16 protein-coding genes and 1 pseudogene are annotated in these 17111 nt (G+C 69.5%); 8 read left to right on the top strand and 9 right to left on the bottom strand.

Annotation, left to right across the window (positions count from 1 at the left end):
* The first annotated feature begins 41 nt into the window (after positions 1–41).
* From WS64_RS30105 to WS64_RS30095, 3 genes are read left to right on the top strand one after another with little or no spacing between them, the layout of a single operon-like run.
* Positions 42–731, top strand: coding sequence for a DUF4286 family protein (locus tag WS64_RS30105; protein ID WP_060968719.1), 690 nt, complete (start codon positions 42–44; stop codon positions 729–731).
* Positions 732–789: 58 nt separating this feature from the next.
* Positions 790–2109: an MFS transporter gene (locus WS64_RS30100; RefSeq protein WP_060968718.1), complete on the top strand. Its 1320-nt coding sequence runs from the start codon at positions 790–792 to the stop codon at positions 2107–2109.
* A 49-nt stretch (positions 2110–2158) separates the two neighbouring features.
* On the top strand, positions 2159–2860 hold the full coding sequence (locus tag WS64_RS30095; protein WP_060968717.1) for a DUF2848 domain-containing protein: 702 nt from the start codon (positions 2159–2161) through the stop codon (positions 2858–2860).
* 365 nt (positions 2861–3225) lie between these two features.
* Here the strand turns inward: WS64_RS30095 and WS64_RS30090 are convergent, their stop codons facing one another.
* Entirely contained in the window at positions 3226–4203 is a 978-nt protein-coding gene (locus WS64_RS30090; RefSeq protein ID WP_060968716.1) for an NAD-dependent epimerase/dehydratase family protein, read from the bottom strand.
* A 99-nt stretch (positions 4204–4302) separates the two neighbouring features.
* Between WS64_RS30090 and WS64_RS30085 the strand changes: the two genes are divergently transcribed.
* Positions 4303–5205, top strand: coding sequence for a LysR family transcriptional regulator (locus tag WS64_RS30085; RefSeq protein ID WP_060968715.1), 903 nt, complete (start codon positions 4303–4305; stop codon positions 5203–5205).
* An 85-nt stretch (positions 5206–5290) separates the two neighbouring features.
* Here WS64_RS30085 and WS64_RS30080 read toward each other — a convergent pair whose 3' ends face one another.
* A complete protein-coding gene (locus WS64_RS30080; RefSeq protein WP_059584791.1) occupies positions 5291–6163 on the bottom strand; it encodes a LysR family transcriptional regulator in 873 nt (290 codons plus the stop codon).
* Positions 6164–6307: 144 nt separating this feature from the next.
* Between WS64_RS30080 and WS64_RS30075 the strand changes: the two genes are divergently transcribed.
* Positions 6308–7768, top strand: coding sequence for an MFS transporter (locus tag WS64_RS30075; protein ID WP_060968714.1), 1461 nt, complete (start codon positions 6308–6310; stop codon positions 7766–7768).
* A 90-nt stretch (positions 7769–7858) separates the two neighbouring features.
* Here WS64_RS30075 and WS64_RS33960 read toward each other — a convergent pair whose 3' ends face one another.
* Positions 7859–8056, bottom strand: a complete 198-nt coding sequence (locus WS64_RS33960) for an oxidoreductase-like domain-containing protein (protein ID WP_060310679.1) — start codon at positions 8054–8056, stop codon at positions 7859–7861.
* Positions 8057–8223: 167 nt separating this feature from the next.
* Between WS64_RS33960 and WS64_RS30065 the strand changes: the two genes are divergently transcribed.
* The gene (locus WS64_RS30065; protein ID WP_059584786.1) at positions 8224–8646 is read left to right on the top strand and encodes a RidA family protein; all 423 of its coding nucleotides are present in this window, start codon (positions 8224–8226) and stop codon (positions 8644–8646) included.
* Positions 8647–8725: 79 nt separating this feature from the next.
* On the opposite strand, the gene creD is transcribed toward WS64_RS30065, so the two are convergent.
* The 4 genes from creD to WS64_RS30045 all read right to left on the bottom strand — a co-directional run bounded on the left by creD (position 8726) and on the right by WS64_RS30045 (position 13251).
* Entirely contained in the window at positions 8726–10120 is a 1395-nt protein-coding gene (gene creD, locus WS64_RS30060) for a cell envelope integrity protein CreD (RefSeq protein ID WP_060968712.1), read from the bottom strand.
* Positions 10121–10225: 105 nt separating this feature from the next.
* Positions 10226–11695: a two-component system sensor histidine kinase CreC gene (gene creC / locus WS64_RS30055; protein ID WP_060968711.1), complete on the bottom strand. Its 1470-nt coding sequence runs from the start codon at positions 11693–11695 to the stop codon at positions 10226–10228.
* A 15-nt stretch (positions 11696–11710) separates the two neighbouring features.
* A complete protein-coding gene (creB, locus tag WS64_RS30050) occupies positions 11711–12424 on the bottom strand; it encodes a two-component system response regulator CreB (protein WP_060968710.1) in 714 nt (237 codons plus the stop codon).
* A gap of 113 nt (positions 12425–12537) precedes the next feature.
* A complete protein-coding gene (locus WS64_RS30045) occupies positions 12538–13251 on the bottom strand; it encodes an SDR family NAD(P)-dependent oxidoreductase (protein WP_060968709.1) in 714 nt (237 codons plus the stop codon).
* A gap of 406 nt (positions 13252–13657) precedes the next feature.
* Here WS64_RS30045 and WS64_RS33955 point away from each other — a divergent pair.
* Positions 13658–14364: pseudogene (locus WS64_RS33955) on the top strand (dihydrodipicolinate reductase).
* A gap of 95 nt (positions 14365–14459) precedes the next feature.
* On the opposite strand, the gene WS64_RS30030 reads toward WS64_RS33955, so the two are convergent.
* Positions 14460–15269, bottom strand: coding sequence for an SDR family oxidoreductase (locus tag WS64_RS30030; protein WP_060310672.1), 810 nt, complete (start codon positions 15267–15269; stop codon positions 14460–14462).
* Entirely contained in the window at positions 15266–16099 is an 834-nt protein-coding gene (locus WS64_RS30025; RefSeq protein WP_060968949.1) for a molybdenum cofactor biosynthesis F family protein, read from the bottom strand. The genes WS64_RS30030 and WS64_RS30025 overlap by 4 nt, the downstream gene beginning before the upstream one ends.
* A gap of 170 nt (positions 16100–16269) precedes the next feature.
* On the opposite strand from WS64_RS30025, the gene WS64_RS30020 reads away from it, so the two are divergent.
* Positions 16270–17064: an AraC family transcriptional regulator gene (locus WS64_RS30020; protein WP_060968706.1), complete on the top strand. Its 795-nt coding sequence runs from the start codon at positions 16270–16272 to the stop codon at positions 17062–17064.
* Positions 17065–17111 lie beyond the last annotated feature (47 nt).

Here is a 17111-nt window from a genome sequence, read left to right as displayed (position 1 = left end):
GACACTGAGGTTCCTGACATCCCCGTCACGAGGAACCCGCGATGACCCGCTTTTCCCTTCCGCACGGCCAGCTTTGCGTCTGGACGGATATCGACCCCGCGCACGAGGCCGATTTCAACGCGTGGTACGACCGCGAGCACATGCAGGAGCGTGTCGCGATTCCCGGCTTCACGCATGCGCGGCGGTTTCGCGCGACCGACGGCGGCCCGCGCCGATACCTCGCGCTGTACGTGACGGATTCGCTCGACGTGTTCCGCGGCGACGCGTACCGGCGGGCGTTCACGCAGCAGACCGCATGGTCGCTCGCGAACTTCGCGCGCATGACGGGTACGCAGCGGCGTGTCGGCGAGCTGACGATCGAGGCCGGCGACGGCGAAGGCGCGCATCTCGCGCTGTTCGTGCTGCCGCCCGACCGCATCGATGTGCCCCGCCTGCGCGAGCGCTTCGACACGGCCCTGCAAGAACCGGGCATCCACGCCGCGCGACTCTTCCGCACGTCCCCGGATCTGTCCGCGCCGATCGGCGCCGCCGCGGCCGCCCGCCCGGCCGCCGATGCGCTGGTGCTGATCGAAGGCAGCGACGCAGCGGCCACGCGCCGCGTGTCCGCCTCGCTCGCCGGACACGACGACGTGCGCACCTTCGGCCTGCTATGGCGCGCCGCTTCACCGCTGCCTGCCCGGCGACGCGACGCCGAAACCGAACCGGCCGCCGCTGCCGCCCTGTCTGCCTGAAACGCCCGACGCCGACGCCAACACCGGCCCCACGCTTCACCCCGTCACCCGTCACGATCTGCCCGACACCATGAACACGCTCGCCCAGCCCGCCGCCCACGCGCCCCGTCGTGTCCGCAACAGCCGACTCGCGACCGCGAGCATGATCGGCACGTCGCTCGAGTGGTACGACTTCACGATCTACAACACGCTCGCCGCGCTCGTTTTCAACCATCTGTTCTTCCCGTCGGTCGATCCGCTGGCCGGCACGATCCTCGCGTTCTCGACCTATGCGGTCGGCTACGTGTCACGCCCGCTCGGCGGCTTCGTGTTCGGCAACCTCGGCGACCGCATCGGCCGCCGCGCGGTGCTGATGCTCACGCTCGTGCTGATGGGCGTGACGACCGCGTTGATGGGCGCGCTGCCGACCTACGCGCAGGCCGGCATCCTGAGCCCGATCCTGCTCGTCGCGCTGCGTTTCGTGCAGGGCGTCGCGCTCGGCGGCGAATGGGCCGGCGCGGTGCTGCTGTCGGTCGAGCATGGCGACCAGAAGCGGCGCGGGCTGTCCGCGTCGTGGACGCAGATCGGCCCGTCGTTCGGCACGCTGCTCGGCACCGGCTGCATCGCGCTCGTCACGCTGTCGACCACCTCGGAGAACTTCCTGTCGTGGGGCTGGCGCGTGCCGTTCGCGGCCAGCGCGCTGCTCGTCGCGTTCGGCTTCTGGGTGCGGCGCGGCGTCGACGAAACGCCGCAGTTCGAGCAACTCGCCGAATCGCACGCAACCGCCGAAGTGCCCGTCGCCGACGTGCTGAAGTACCACTGGAAGCGCCTGCTGATCGCGGGCGGCTCGCGAATCGGCTCGGACGTGCTGTACGCGCTGATCGTCGTATTCACGCTGACCTACGTGACGACCGTGCTGCACCTGTCGCGCCCCGTCGCGCTGACGGCCGTGATGATCGGCACGGCCTGCAACGCGCTCGCGGTGCCGTTCTTCGGCGCGCTGTCGGACCGTTTCGGCCGTCGGCCCGTGTATCTCGCCGGCGCAATGGCCGGCATCGTATGGGCGTTCGTGTTCTTCGCGCTGCTCGATTCGGCGCGCCCCGCGGCGATCGTCGCGGCCGTCGCGATCGGCCTCGTGATCCATGCGGTGATGTATGGCCCGCAGGGCGCGTTCGTGACCGAGCAATTCCCGACACGCGTGCGCTATGCGGGCTCGTCGCTTGCGTACACGCTCGCCGGCATCGTCGGCGGCGGCTTCGCGCCGCTCGTGATCGCCGCGCTGTTCCGGCAGACGGGCACGACGACGGCCGTGTCGCTGTACGTCACCGCCGCGCTCGTCGTCACGTCGATCGCGCTCGTCGCCGCGCGCGAGACCGCGCACCGGCCGCTCGAGGGCTGAGCGTCGCCGCCGGCCGAATCATTCCTTCGCATTTCAAACGGATAGCCGCATGCCAACCCTGTCGTTCAACGTGATTTCCCTGCAACACGCGCCGGCCGCCGTCGACGTCGACATCGAGCGCGTCGTGATCGCCGGCTGGGCCGGACGCGACCCGGCCGCGATCCACGCGCATATCGACGAACTCGCGGCGCTCGGCGTCGCGCCGCCGTCGACCACGCCGTGCTTCTATCGCGTGTCGGCCGCGCTGCTTACGCAGGCACCGTCGATCGGCGTGCTCGGCGCGCGCTCGGGCGGCGAGATCGAATGCGTGCTGGTCGACAGCCCGGCCGGCACGCTCGTCACGATCGGCTCCGATCACACGGATCGCGAAGTGGAGGCGTACGGCGTGGCCGTGTCGAAGCAGGTGTGCGCGAAGCCGCTCGGCCGCGACGCGTGGCGTCATGCGGATGTCGCCGATCACTGGGATGCGCTCGAGATGCGCTCATGGCTGATTGCGCGCGACGGCGAGCGGACGGCGTACCAGCACGGCCCGGTCAGCGGCCTGCTCGCGCCCGACGTGCTGTGGCAGCGGTTCGACGGTCGCCGCACGATGCCCGCGCGCTGCGCGATGTATGGCGGGACCGTCGCCGTGCATGGCGAAATTGCCGCGATGAGCGACGGCGACGCGTTCGAAATGGAACTGCACGATCCGGTGCTCGGGCGCAGTCTCACGCATCGCTATGCAGTCGAGGTGTTGCCGGTCATCGCGTAACGGCAAGCCCTGACGGCAAGCGGAAAACCGCACGGGGCACGGGCACGACGGCATTCAGGCGTCGCGCCTGTTCCTACCTGTACGACTCAAAGCAGTGGTAGTCCGGAAAGTTGAACTGCGAGTTGCCGCAATACAGCACGCCGGCCAGGTTCGTACATCCACTCAATGTGAACATGATTGCTCCCGCAACCGACATTTTCCACCCGAAGTACCCCATCGCGCCCCCGTTTTCGCGTTATCGGCATTGCCCGACATGATGCGCATCGGACGCGCGCGGGTATGTGGAGAATTGTGGCCCCGCGGCTTCTTCGGTTCGGCATGGCGCGTTTCCGTGCGGGGGCGCAGCCTTTACTGCCTGCCGTTGCTCACCCGAGACAACCGAGCCCCGCCAGCGTCGCCTCCACCGCCGTATCGAGCGGCGTCACCGGCTCGCGGCCGAGCACCGCGGTCACGCGCGCGTTGCCCATCCGGATCGGTTCGCGCCACAGGTAGCGCATCTCGAGCAATTCGCGCAGCGTCGTCACGAACGGCGCGGCGACCCACACGAGCCACCACGGAAAATCGCGCAGCGCCGGCCGCATGCCGTGCCGCTGCGCGACGCGTTGCACGGCCCGCGCCATCTGCATGCCGTCTTCGTCCCAATGCCCGCCCAGATGGAAACGCGCGAACGGCTCCAGCGTCTCGCGCCGCTCGATCAGCTCGACCATCGTGCGGGCCACGTCCGGCACATACGCCCATTGATGGCCAACGCCGCGGCTCGGCACGCTGATGGCCGCGACGGGCCGCCCCGGCTTGACCAGCCCCTGCGAGAACCAGCTGTTGCCGAGTTGCGGCCCGAAGAAATCGCCGGCGCGCACGACGATCGTCCGCACGCCGTGCGCGCTGGCGTCCTGCAGCCGCCGCTCCAGTTCGACGCGGATCGCGCCCTTGCGGGTCGCCGGATGCTGCGGCGCATCTTCCCGCAGCACCGGAAATGCATCGGCGCCGAAGTTGTAGACCGTGCCCGGCAGCACGACGGTCGCCTGCGCGGCCCCGGCCGCCGCGATCGTGTTGTCGATCATCGGCAGCACCTGCGTGGCCCAGTTCCGGTATCCGGGCGGGTTCACCGCATGCACGATCACGCTGCAGCCGCGGGCGGCGCGCACCACTGCATCGCGATCCAGCGCGTCGCCGCCCACCCATGCGATGCCGTCGCGCTCCACGCCCTCGGCATCGAGCCCGCGCTTGAGCGCACGCACCTGCCAGCCCGCATCGCGCAACTGCCGTGCGACTTCCCCGCCGATCCCGCCGCTCGCGCCGAGCACGAGCGCCTGCCGTTGCATCCCGCTTGCGTTTGCCGTCATTGCCGCTCTCCTTGAATGAAACCATCACGACACGCATTCTGAGGCGCCGATGGCTATCAAGGAATTGCCGAACCCAGTCGATCAGCTATACATTTATGCATGACCACCGATCTGAACTGGGAACGCTACCGCACCTTCCTCGCGGTGCTGACGGAAGGCTCGCTGTCCGGCGCGGCCCGCGCGCTCGGCATCACGCAGCCGACGGCCGGCCGCCATGTCGCGGCGCTCGAAGCCGCGTTCGGCCAGACGCTGTTCACGCGGTCGCCGTCGGGCCTGCTGCCGACCGAGGCCGCGCTCGCGCTGCGCGGCCATGCGGAGGCGCTGCGCAGCGCGGCGGCCGCGTTCGAGCGCGCGGCGGCCAGCCACGGCGCCGGCGTGCGCGGCATCGTGCGGATCTCGGCCAGCGACGTGATCGCCGTCGAGGTGCTGCCGCCGATGCTCGCGCAATTGCGGCGCGACCATCCGGGGCTCGTGATCGAACTGGTGCCGACCGACCGCATCCAGGACGTGCTCAAGCGCGAGGCCGACATCGCGGTCCGGATGGCGCCGCCCGCGCAGGACGCGCTCGTCGCGCGGCGTGTCGGCGAAATCGAGGTCGGACTGTATGCCCGCGACGATTACCTGGCGCACCACGGCGCGCCGGCGACGATCGACGCGCTCGCCCATCACGCGCTGATCGGCTTCGATACGGTCACGCCGTTCATCCGCTCGGCGGGGCGCGGCATGCCGCAGTGGAAGCGCGACGCGTTCGCGCTGCGCACCGACAGCAACCTCGCGCAGCTTGCGCTGATCCGCGCCGGCTACGGGATCGGCTTCTGCCAGACGGCGCTCGCGAAACGCGACGCGCGGCTCGTGCGCGTGCTGCCCGACGGGCCCGCGATGCGGCTGGAAACCTGGGTCGTGATGCACGAGGATCTGCGGACGAGCCCGCGCTGCCGGGCCGTGTTCGATGCACTGGCCAACGGGCTGCGTACGTATGCGGACGGTGAGCTCGCCGAGTAGAAAGCGGCGTGCGTGAATCGCGCGGGCCGCGCTATTCGAGGATTTTTCCCGGCGAACAGATGTCCGCGATGCGCGCGGCACGGTTTTACATCAGCAATTGACGCGACAGCACCTCGCGCGCCTGGGTGACGGTCTCGCGCTCGCCCGGCAGCGGCGGCGTCAGCGAAAACACCGCGTCGGGCAGCGGCGGCAGCCGGTATTTCGTGCCGAGCCGCATCAGGCCGTCGCCGATCGCCGACGCACACAGGCAGCCGACCCCGAGCCCCGCCGCGAGCATCGACTGCAACCCCGCGACGCCCGACGCGCTGTGCACGAGCACGTACGGCGTATGCCGCTCGTCGAGCGAGCGCACCGCGACCTGATGCATCATGCAGTCGTCCGGCAGCAACACGAGCGGCAGCGGTTCGGGCAACTGCTCGGCGAGCGCGGGCGACGCGACCCACGACAGCGGTTCGCGCCGCAGCACCCAGCGCGTATCGGCCGACACCGGCCGGAACGGCCCGCTCGACATGTTCATCACGACGCCCAGATCGATCTGCCCGCGCGCATGCGCCGCTTCGATATCCGCGCTCTTCATCGCGCTCACGTGCAGGCTCAGCTGCGGATAGCACTCGCGCAGCCGCGCCAGCATGCCCGCCACTTCGTTCGTGCGGTAGTAGTCGGTGATCGCGACGCGCAACTCGCCCTTGATCGCCTGCCCACGCAGTTCGTCGAACGCGGCCTCGTTCAGCGCGACGATGCGCCGCGCGTGCTGCAACAGCCGCGAGCCGGCCGGCGTCGGCTCGACACCGCGCTTGCTGCGCACGAACAGCGGCACGCCCGCGCGCGATTCGAGCTTGCGCACCTGCTCGCTGACCGTCGATTGCGACAGGTGCAGCAGCGGCGCGGCGGCCGTCAGGCTGCCGGCGTCCGCGACCGCCGCGAACGTGCGCAACTGGTCCAGATCGAAACCGCGCATCGCCTTCCTCCATCCATCGAATAACCCGATGGATGCTACCACTCTTTCCCGCTTTTCCGAACCATGAGCGATGACCAGAATATGGGGTCAACGGCCTGCTCGCGTCCATCGCTTATCGGGCCCTCTTTTTCTGGATCCGCTTTCATGACGAACAACACCCTTGCCCCCTGCGCGTCGGCCGGCGCGGCTGCCGCGGCGACGCCCCGCAGCCATCACGGCTGGGCGCTCGTGGTCCTGCTGGTCGGTGCCATTCTGCCGCCGCTCGACTACTTCATCGTGAATCTCGCGCTGCCGGCCATTCGCGACGGCATCGGCGCGCGCCAGGCCGAGTTGCAGCTCGTCGTGTCGGCCTATGCATGCGCTAACGCGGTCGCCCAGATCACCGGCGGGCGGCTCGGCGACCTGTACGGACGCAAACGCATGTTCATGGTCGGCATGGCCGGCTTCGTGCTCGCGTCGACGCTGTGCGGGCTCGCCGACAACGGCACCGTGCTCGTCGGCGGACGCGTGCTGCAAGGCCTGTTCGCCGCGATCCTCGCGCCGCAGGTGCTCGCGACGATCCGCAGCGTGTTCAGCCCGCACGAACAGGTGCGCGTGATGGGCTTCTACGGGTTCGCGTTCGGCCTGGCGGCCGTAATCGGCCAGCTCGGCGGCGGCGCGCTGATCAGCCTGCATCCGTTCGGGCTCGGCTGGCGCGCGATCTTCCTCGTCAATCTGCCGATCGGCATCCTGGCGCTGATCGGCAGCTGGCGCTTCATCCCGGAAAACCGTCCGCCGCGCGGCCAGCGCATCGACGTGCCGGGCACGGTGCTGCTGTCGCTGTTCCTGCTGATGCTCGTGTATCCGCTCACGCACGGCCGCGAAGCCGGCTGGCCGCTATGGATGATCGCGTGCGGCGTCGGCGCGCTGCCGATGCTCGGCGCGCTGCTGACGGTCGAATCGCGCCGGCTCGCGCGCGGCCGCGATCCGCTGCTCGACGTGCGCCTGTTCCGCAACCCGGTCGTCGCGCTCGGGCTCCTGCTCGCGTTCCTGTTCTACATGCTGAGCGCGTTCTTCCTGAGCTACGGGATCTATCTGCAGGGCTGCCTGAACTGGTCGCCGCTCGCGTCCGGGTTCGCGATCCTGCCGCTCGGGCTCGGTTTTCTCGCGAGCCCGCTGCTGATGCCGCGCCTCGTCGCCCGGTTCGGCGCGTATCGCGTGCTCACGCTCGGCTTCGCGATGCTCGCGGCCGGCGTCGCGACCGCCGCCACGCTCGCCCGCGACGGCGTGCCCGGGCCCGGCTTCTATGCGGGCATCGCGGCGATCGGCATCGGGCAAGGGCTCGTGCTGCCGTCGGTCGTGCGGATCGTGCTCGCGGAAGTCGACGCGGCCCGCGCGGGCGTGGCGTCGGGAATGGTCAGCGCGATGCTGCAGATTGGCGCGGCGGTCGGCGCCGCGACGATCGGCGGCGTGTTCTTCGCGCGGCTCGGCGTGCATCCGGCCGCGCTCGATTACGTGCAGGGGTTCAGGGTGTCGATGTTCACGCTGACGGCCGTGTTGCTCGGCTGCAGCGCGCTGTCGATGGCGCTCGGGCCGCTGCATCGGCGGCTGCATGCGGATGCGTGACGCCTGATGCGCGACGGAAATGGCCTCGTCAGTCCAACGCCGGCAACCGATGCGGTGCATGCAATGCATGGCCGCTCGCAGGCATCCGGCTTATTTGCGATGCTCGCGCTGCGCTTGCCGCGCCTCCCATTCGGCCAGCTCGACGCGATAGCGCGCGAGCGCTTCGTCGTACAGGTCGAAGACGCACGGCGAGCAGCCGCTGTTGCAGCAGTCTTCCAGTTCGGGTTGGATAGGCGGGATCGGACGGGGATCGTCGATGGACGGATCTCCGGAAGCTTGGTTAGGCACGGCGTGGTCCGGTAATGTGGAGAAGCGAGTATAGGGCGATCCGGGCCGCCGCCGCTTTCGGCAGGGCTGGCCGTCGACGATGAACGCGTCCACGTTCATCATGGCGCGATCGCCGAACGCGGCACGCCGCTGCGTTACCCCATTTCCGCCCCCACAGGAGCTGCGCGATGGCCGAAGCCGTGAATCCGCCGGAAGTCTGGGCGCCGTTCGGCGCATTCTCGATGGCCGTGATCCAGGGCGACGGCCGGATCGTGCACCTGAAGGGTCAGGTCGCGCTCGACCGCGCCGGGCAGGTCGTCGGCGCCGGCGACATGCGCGCCCAGGTCCGGCAAACGCTCGACAACATCCGCGACGTGCTGGCCGCACTGGGCGGGCAAATGCGCGACGTGATCTCGCTCGTCCATTACGCCATCGACATCGACGCATTCATGCACGCCGGCGACATCCGCAACGCTTATTTCGCCGAACCCTACCCGGTGACGACGACCGTCCAGGTCGAGCGTCTCTACCGTCCCGACCTGCTGATCGAGATCGCGGCCATCGCCGAGATTCCGCTGGCGCGGTTTCGTCGTCCCGGGACGGCCGCATGAAGGGTATCCTGCCCGCCTGAAACCGCGCGCCGGTCGCGGCATTCCCGACCGGCGCGCGCTTGCTCGCCTCCCCGCTCACCTACTTCGCGGGCGGGCCCACCTTCACCGCGTCCGGTTTGTCGGCCAGCGGCTGCCACGCGGCGCCGAGCGAATACCAGTCGACGCGGCGCGTGAGCGTCATGATGCCGGCGAGGATCGCGAACAGCAGCAGCGAGCCGAGCATCAGCGCATTGTCTTCCGACAGCAGCAGCCCGTAGAGCGCCGCGTACAGCATCGCGAGCAGCGCCGTGAACGTCGCGCCGCGCTTCACGCTGTGCAGCACGAACGACAGGTAGAAGCCGAGCAGCCCGATGCATGCGCCGCTCGCCACGAGATACGCATAGCCGAACGCAATGTGTTCGGACAGGCTCAGCAGCAGCAGGAAGAACAGCGCGAGCGACAGGCCGACCAGCGTGTACTGGATCGGGTGAATGCGCAACCGCTTCACGAGTTCGTACATGAAGAAGCTCGCGAACGTGAGCATCACGAACAGCGCACCGTATTTCGTCGCGCGTTCGGCCTGCAGATAGACGTTCACGGGTTCGATCACCGACACCGACGCCCTCTCGATCCCACCGTCGCCGTTGCCGTTGCCGGACGCCACTTGCTCGCGCGCCTTCGTGTTGAACGACGTCACGCGCCAGTTGCTGACGAAGCCGCGCGCATCGACCGTGCGCTCGGCCGGCAGGAATTCGCCGCCGAAGCTCGGGTGCGGCCAAGTCGATTTCAGCGAGAAGTCGTTCTGGTCGCCCACCGGCGCGAACGCGACCGACTCCGCACCGGCCAGCGGCAGCGCAATGCTGAACGGCACGACCGTCGCCCCCGCGTTTGCGTCCGCCAGCGCCGCGAGATCGACGTTCGCATGCACGCCCTGGCGCAGGCTGTCGAGCCGCGTGCCCTGTTCCACGTCGATCCGCGTGCCGCCGATGCGCAGGTCGGGCTGCGCCTTCAGCCCGCGAAGATCGCCGATGCCGAGCGCGACGTACGCGCCGTCGACCTTGAAGCTCACGTGGCCGTCGGCCTGCGGCAGCTTCTTCAGGTCCGGCAGCGGCAGCGTGCCGGTCATCCGGCTGTCGAGCGCGTACACGAGCGCCTTGTGAATGCCGCGATAGCGCGTGCTGACCGACAGCGTGCCGTCGACGTTCAACGTCTTCGGGAACACGAGCAGCCGTTTCGCCTCGCTTTTCAGGCTGGTTTTCGCCTTGCCGCCGGCCCGCACGTCGTCGCTCACGCGCGTGACTTCCGTGTAACGGACGACAAGCACCGGCCCCGTCACCGTCTGCGGCCCCGCATAGCTCGCCCAGATGCTTTCCAGCGCACTTCGCCGATAGTCGGCGCGTTCCCGCACGATGCTCTGGACCATCTGCAGCGGGATCAGGATCGCCAGCGCGAGAAACGCGGTGATCATGGACTTGAACAACAGGACTCGATTCATTGCTGGCAGGCACCGGAGTGGAAGGTACGGTCAGCATGAGCGGCCCCGGTGAAGGGCGATTGAAGCCGATGTGAAGCGAATGTGTGGCGGGCGTGAAGCGCGCGATCAGCCGGCCGACGGCAGCGTGAGCGTTGCACACGCGCCGCCTTCCGCGCGGTTCGCGAGCGCGACCTGGCCGCGGTGCAGCATCGCGACTTCACGGACGAAACACAGCCCGAGGCCCGTGCTGCGATCCTGCCCGTCGGGCCTCGGCAGCGAATAGAAGCGTTCGAACACGCGCGACAATGCGTAGTCGGGCACGCCGGGGCCGTCGTCCGCCACGCGCACGACCGCGACGTGCGCCCTGCCCGCCGGCTGCCGCTCGAGCGCGATCCGGATGGTGCTGCCCGGCGGCGCGAAATCCAGCGCGTTGTCGAGCAGGTTGCCGAGCGCCTGCCGCAGCAGGAACGGATCGCCGTCGACGACCACCGCATCGGCCCCATCGGCCGCATCCGCCGCACCATTCGCGTCGATCCGCAAGCTCACGCCGCGCTGCCGCGCGCGCGGCTCGATATCGTCGACGAGCTGTTCGAGCACCGGCCGCAGCGCGACCGGTTCGTGCACCGACAGGCGCTGCTTCTGCTCGACCTCGGCCAGCGCGAGCAGCTTGCGGATCATCTGTTCCAAGCGGCCGGCCTGACGGCGGATGTTCTCGGTGAAGCGCCGGCGGTTCGCGACCGGCATGTCCTCCTGCAACAGCTCGGCCGCGCCGCTGATCGCGGCCAGCGGGCTCTTCATCTCGTGCGTGAGCGTGTGAATGTAGGTTTCGACGTATTGCCGGTCTTCCAGCCGCCGATGCATGCTTTCCACCGCGCGCCCGAGCTCGGCCAGCTCGTTCGCGCCCTGCAGCGGCATCGACGCGCGCTCGCCGGCCGCGATCGCGCGCGCATAGCGCTGCAGGCGCCGCAGCCCGAGCACCAGCCACCCCGTGCACCCGACGCCGATCAGCATCGCGCCGCCCATCAGCAACGCACCGTACAGCATGATCTTGCGCTGGCTGCGCGCGATGAACGGCGCGACCGTCTGGTTCGGTTTCGCGATCGTCAGCACGCCGATGATCTCGTCGCCGCGCCGGATCGGCGCCGCCACGTGCATCACGGTGCTGCCGTCGTCGTTCGGATCGCTGCGCGTGCTGCGCGCGCCGTATTCGCCGCGCAGCGTCCGGTACACGTCGTTCCAGCGAGAGTAGTCCTGCCCGACCGCGCTGCCGGACGAGTCGTAGCGCACGATGCCGTGTGCGTCGGTGATGTAGAGGCGGTAGCCGATCGCGTTCTTCTGGATGCCCCACACGTTCGCGCTGACCGGGCGCTCGTGCAGTTTCCCGAGCTGCCGCGCGAACGCGCCGTCGGCGATATGCCCGTTCGCCATGTCGTCGGCGGCCAGCGTCGCCAGCACCTGCGCGGTGTCGACGAGCGTGTCCTCCATCGCTTCGCGCACGCCGGGCTTCACCTCCTGCACGAACACGCGCAGCGTGATCAGCGCGGCCAGGCCGACGATCAGGAAAAAGCCGAAGAAGATGCGCAGGCCGATATGCATGGGCGGAGCCGATCGTTACGGTTGCAGCGAATAACCCATCCCGCGATGCGTGCGGATCGGGTCGCGCTCGGGATCGATCGCGCGCAGCTTGGCGCGCAGCGTCTTGATATGCGTGTCGACCGTGCGGTCGGCCGAATCGAGCGCTTCGTGCCACACGAGATCCATCAGTTGCTCGCGCGAGTAGATGCGCCCCGGATGCCGGACCAGCAGCGCGAGCAGCCCGAATTCGTAGCGCGTGAGGTCCAGCGCGTGGCCGAGCCACGACACGCGCGCGCCGTCGATGTCGAGCGTGAAGCCGGAGGCAACCGGTGCGCACGCATCGGCTGGCACGGGCGCGGGCACCGGTTCCGGCGCGGCCGCCCGGTGGAAGCGGCGCAGGATCACGCGCACCCGCGCCGCCAGCTCGCGCGGCGAAAACGGCTTGACGACGTAATCGTCGGCGCCGATCTCGAGCCCGACGATCCGGTCGATCTCGTCGTGCCGCGCGGTCAGGAAGATCACCGGGATATCGGTGAACGTGCGCAGCCGCCGGCATACCTCGAAGCCGCTGAGGTCCGGCAGGCCGACGTCGAGCACCACGAGATCGACACGCGTAGCGCGCAGATGATCGAGCGCCGCCTGCCCGAGCGTGCAGTGCATGGTCTGCATGCCGTCGGTGCCGAGGGCATAGACGATCGTGTCCGCGATCGCCTGTTCGTCTTCGACGATCAGGATGGTGGGCTGGGTCATGGCCTCGGATTCGGGTCTCGTATTCGGTCTCGGATTCGGGTCTCGGGTTCGGGTCGCGCGATCCGGTGCGACATTGTACGCACGGCCGGACCCGGCACGCCCTCCCCGGTGCACTACGCGACGCGCCCGCTCACCGGAATCGACGCACCGGTGATCGCCTGCGCGTCGGGCGACAGCAGGAATCCGATCGTCGCCGCGAGCTGTTCCGGGCGGACCCAGCGCGAGAAGTCGGCGTCGGGCATGTCCTTGCGGTTCGGCGGCGTGTCGATGATGCTCGGCAACAGCGCGTTCACGGTCACGCCGCGATCGAGCAGCTCCGCCGCGAGCGCCTCGGTGAGCCGCGCGACACCCGCCTTCGCGGCCGCATACGCGCCCATCCCCGCGCCGGCCTTGAACGCCGCGCCCGCGCCGATGTTGACGATGCGGCCGGCCTGGCTCGCCACCAGGTATGGCAGCGCGGCCTTCGACGCATTCAGCGCCGTCTTCACGTTCAGTTCGTACATGCGGTCCCACGTGGCGGCATCGCCGTCAGCGATCGTCTGCCACACGAATGCGCCGGCGATGTTCAGCAGCGCGTCGACCCGGCCGAATTCGCGGTTGACCGTTTCGAGCGCCTGCACGGCGGCCCGCGGATCGACGAGATCGATGCCGCCGATGCGCAACGCATCGGCCGGCACGCCGGGCAGCGCCTGCGCCGCCGGAGCCGTGCCGCGGCCGATCAGCGCGACGCGGGCGCCGCGCTCGCCGAGCCACATAGCCGTCGCGACGCCCAGATGACCGAAGCCGCCGGTGATCGCGACCGCCTTGCCTTTCAGGTGGTGTTCCATCGATGTGTTCTCCTGGATCGAGGGTGATAGGTTGAAATGCCGACAGCGTAGCGCCGTTCACGCGTTCGTGCGCACGGCGATGAGGGTGCCGTAATGCGGTTTCGGCCGTTTCGCTTTGGTTGCGCGGGAGCCCGCCCGGCGGCGTCAGGAAGCGGATCGCGGCCCACACGCCGCGGGACATCGCAACGTCGCGGGAGAGATCGGTTGCCGAGGATTGCCGAGGGTTGGACGTCGGCGAGCCTATGCGCCGCGGCACCCCATGCCCGGCCCGACAAGCGCGCCAACGGACAGCCGGGCATAATGCGCGATGTCCGCCAGGCGCGGCGCGCGGCACGACAACCAAGCCCGCCTGCCCGACGGCATGTACCACCGCCGACTCGCCTCCCCAATCTCAACCGTCAATCCCATGCAAGTACTCGTCATCGGAACCGGCAAGCTCGCCAACGAGTTGCTCGGCTCGCACACGCTCGACCCGGCCGCCTGCCGCGTGATGCCGTGGCCGGACAGCGCGCGAACCGACGCCCGACGTAGCGACGCCCGACATACCGACGCCCGAACGATCGTCGTCCATGCCGGCTCGGGCCGCGAACTCCCCGACGCGATCGCATTCTGCCAGGCCACCGCGTCGCCGCTCGTCGAGTTGTCGACCGGCTCCGACCTCGAAACCGGGACGTACGGCTTTCCGGTCGTGCTGTGCCCGAACACGAACATCCTGATGCTGAAGTTCATGTGCATGCTGGAAGCCAGCGGCCACCTGTTTCGCGACTGCGAGATCGGCGTGACGGAATCGCATCAGGCCGGCAAGACGTCCGTCCCCGGCACGGCCGTCGGTATCGCCCAATCGCTCGGCGTACGGCCGGAAGACATCCGCTCCGTGCGCGACCCGGCCGTGCAGCGCAGCGAATTCGGCATCCCGACGATCAGCTCGGCCGCCATGCGGTTCACCGGATACGCATCGACGACGGCGCATGCAGCCTGCAGTTCGAATCGCGCGTATCCGGCGCGACACCCTATGCGGATGGCGTATCGCGCATCGTCGAAGCCGTCCGGCAGCACGATCTCGAGCATCGCCGCTATTCGATCGTCGAGTTCATCCGCAACGGCTGGCTGTAGTCGCGGCACGGCGTGCGGCACGTGCCCTCATGATACGGGCCGTCCGCAGATGCCCGCACGGCCTCGCCGAAACCGATGCCCTCGCTGGCTCACCGCTACCCGTTGCCCAGCACCGCCCCGCTCTCCGGCAAGGTCGCGCCGCCGTCGACGACGATCGTCTGCCCGGTGATGTACGCCGCGTCGGCCGATGCGAGAAACAGCATCGCGTTCGCGATGTCCTCGGGCTCGCCCATCCGCGCGAGCGGAATGTCGCGCGCGATCTGCGCCGCGACGGACGCGTCGCCGAGATTGCCGGCCGCCGGCGTGCGGATCATCCCCGGTTCGACGCCGTTGACCGTCACGTTGCGACGCGCCAGCTCCAGCGCCGCCGCCCGAATGAAGCCGTTCACGCCGGCCTTCGACGCCGCGTAATGCGCGAGCCCCGGATAGACGACGCGCGGCCCCGTCACCGACGACGTGACGAGCAGCCGCCCGGCCCCCGCGCGCTCGAAGGCCGGCAATGCGGCCTGCGCAAGCCAGAACAGCGCCGACAGGTTGACCGACAGCGTGCGCTCGAGCGTCGGCTCGTCGATCCGCGTGAACGGCGTCAATGGAAAATACGCGGCATTGTGGACGACGACATCGAGCCGGCCGCCGTCGCGCTCGACGGCCGCAACGAGCGCATCCAGTTCGTCCCGGCTTGCGGCATCGACCCGATACGCGCGCGCTTCGCCGCCCGCGCTCGCCAGCGCGTCGGCCTGCACGGCCGCCGCGTCGCCGTTCAGGTCGGCCACGGCGACGAATGCGCCGGATTCCGCGAAACGGCGCGCGATCGCCGCGCCGATTCCTTGCGCGGCGCCCGTGACGAGCACGACGCGCCCGCTGAAATCCGCATGCAGGCGGCCGCTGCCCCGCACGGCAGTCATCGCTGCGCCTCGTCGCCGAGCGGATGCACGGTTTCGTTCAGCACCTGCGCGTAAGCGCCGACCGGGAAATTCGACAGCGTGCCGAAATCGCCGCCCTGATAGCCGAAGATCTTGCCGTCGGTCTTGCGTTGCGCGAGGTCGATCAGCACGACGCCGAGCGTCGGCACCACCTTTTCGCGCCACACGAACAGATACAGCTCGTCCGCAATCTTGAAGTAATGACAGCGGTCGACATCGGCCAGCCCGCCTTCGACGCCCTGCAGACACTGCCATGCGTAGAAATTCTCGTTCAGGTAGATGTGCTCGTAGCATTCGGTCGGGCTGTAGCGATACATCGTGCGTTTGCCGATCAGCTCGCGCGTGGGCGCGTGAAGCGGGCCCGGCTCGGCGTGGCCGCCGAGCGTGCCATGCCGGAATTGCGCGTCGACGGCCGTCAGCGGCAGCCCGCGCGCGACGCGCGTGAACGCATCGATGCGCGTGTCGGCTTCCGTCGGCAACGTACCGACGACCGACGTCCACACGCCGTTGTCGAGATCGATCACGAGGCTGACCGATGTCGCCCGAGCGGTGGCATCGATGTAGTCGACGAAGTACAGCCCGTCGCGCAGCCGCGTCACGCGGCACGGCGCGCGGCCGCCCGTATCGGCCACCGCGTCGCGCCACTGCAGCGCGCCCGGCTCGAACGTATGGACGCGCCACGCGCCCGATGCGTCGACGAGCGTCAGCGTCCGCCCGACGAGCGCGTCGACGGATGCGAGGATGTTCGCCTCGGGCGCGAAGCCGTCCGCGAGCGCACCCACCTGAATGAATACCGGATCCTGTCGTTCCACCTGCCGCCTCCCGCGCAGCCTCAGGCCCGGCGGGCCGTGTACGCTGCTCATGCGCACATGGTGCGGGCTGCGCGCGCCGCGCGGTATCGGCCAAAAGGATGAAGGGCGCGCGGCGCCGGAACACGCTAAAGTGCACGTGATCCGCGCCGCACCCGGCGCGAGGAGCGCACATGCACCGTGTCATCCATTACCGACGCACCGGCGAAGGCATCGAGGCAATCAGCCTCGAGTCCGACCGCGCGTTTCCGCGCCACGCGCACGACGAATTCGGGGTCGGCGTGATCGTCAGCGGTGCGCACCGGTCGTGGAGCGGCCGCGGTCAGGTCGACGCGCTCGCAGGCGACGCAATCATGGTCAACCCGGGCGAGGTGCACGACGGCTCGCCGCTCGAGGCCGGCACCGGGCGGCGCTGGCGGATGCTCTATCTCGCCCCCGCGCTGGTCGCGGGCGTCGCGGCGGAAGAAGGCCTCGGCGGCGTCGAGCTTGCGCATCCGGCCGTGCGCGACACGCGGCTTGCGGCCGCCGTCGGCAGGCTGCATGCGCGCATCGTGGCAGGCGAAACCCAGCCGCTGGCCCGCGACGAAGCGCTCGTCATGCTCGTCGCCGGGTTGCTCGCCCGGCACGCAAGCCGCACGCTGCCGGCGGCCGGCGTCGCGCCGGCGGTCCACGCCGCGCGGGAGCGGCTCGACGCGGCGCCGGCCGCACCCGTGTCGCTCGCCGAGCTGGCCGAGTTGAGCGGCGTCAGCCGCTTCCAGTTGCTGCGCGGCTTTGCGCGCGAGCTCGGCATCACGCCGCATGCATACCTGGTTCAGTCGCGCACGCGGCTGGCGCGCGCGCTGCTGGCCAGCGGCCTGCCGATCGCCGATGCCGCGGCCGAAGCCGGCTTCGCCGATCAGAGCCACCTGACGCGCGCATTCGCGCGCCAGTTCGGCATCACGCCGGGGCGGTTTACGCAAGCGGGTTGAGTAACGCCGTCGGCCGCGCAACGCCCGGGGGCGCCGGGCGCACTGCG

Origin of the sequence: Burkholderia anthina (genome assembly GCF_001547525.1) — a bacterium.
GTDB classification, from domain to species: domain Bacteria; phylum Pseudomonadota; class Gammaproteobacteria; order Burkholderiales; family Burkholderiaceae; genus Burkholderia; species Burkholderia semiarida.
This window is presented reverse-complemented; position numbering and strand designations above follow the sequence as displayed.

Bases quoted from the DNA above. Each gene is read 5' to 3' on its own strand.
- WS64_RS30075 (WP_060968714.1), top strand. From the start codon at position 6,308: ATGACGAACAACACCCTTGCCCCCTGCGCGTCGGCCGGCGCGGCTGCC.
- creD (WP_060968712.1), bottom strand. From the start codon at position 10,120: ATGAATCGAGTCCTGTTGTTCAAGTCCATGATCACCGCGTTTCTCGCG.
- WS64_RS30030 (WP_060310672.1), bottom strand. From the start codon at position 15,269: ATGACTGCCGTGCGGGGCAGCGGCCGCCTGCATGCGGATTTCAGCGGG.
- WS64_RS30085 (WP_060968715.1), top strand. From the start codon at position 4,303: ATGACCACCGATCTGAACTGGGAACGCTACCGCACCTTCCTCGCGGTG.
- WS64_RS30105 (WP_060968719.1), top strand. From the start codon at position 42: ATGACCCGCTTTTCCCTTCCGCACGGCCAGCTTTGCGTCTGGACGGAT.
- creB (WP_060968710.1), bottom strand. From the start codon at position 12,424: ATGACCCAGCCCACCATCCTGATCGTCGAAGACGAACAGGCGATCGCG.
- WS64_RS30020 (WP_060968706.1), top strand. From the start codon at position 16,270: ATGCACCGTGTCATCCATTACCGACGCACCGGCGAAGGCATCGAGGCA.
- WS64_RS30065 (WP_059584786.1), top strand. From the start codon at position 8,224: ATGGCCGAAGCCGTGAATCCGCCGGAAGTCTGGGCGCCGTTCGGCGCA.
- WS64_RS30080 (WP_059584791.1), bottom strand. From the start codon at position 6,163: ATGCGCGGTTTCGATCTGGACCAGTTGCGCACGTTCGCGGCGGTCGCG.
- creC (WP_060968711.1), bottom strand. From the start codon at position 11,695: ATGCATATCGGCCTGCGCATCTTCTTCGGCTTTTTCCTGATCGTCGGC.
- WS64_RS30045 (WP_060968709.1), bottom strand. From the start codon at position 13,251: ATGGAACACCACCTGAAAGGCAAGGCGGTCGCGATCACCGGCGGCTTC.
- WS64_RS30095 (WP_060968717.1), top strand. From the start codon at position 2,159: ATGCCAACCCTGTCGTTCAACGTGATTTCCCTGCAACACGCGCCGGCC.
- WS64_RS30090 (WP_060968716.1), bottom strand. From the start codon at position 4,203: ATGACGGCAAACGCAAGCGGGATGCAACGGCAGGCGCTCGTGCTCGGC.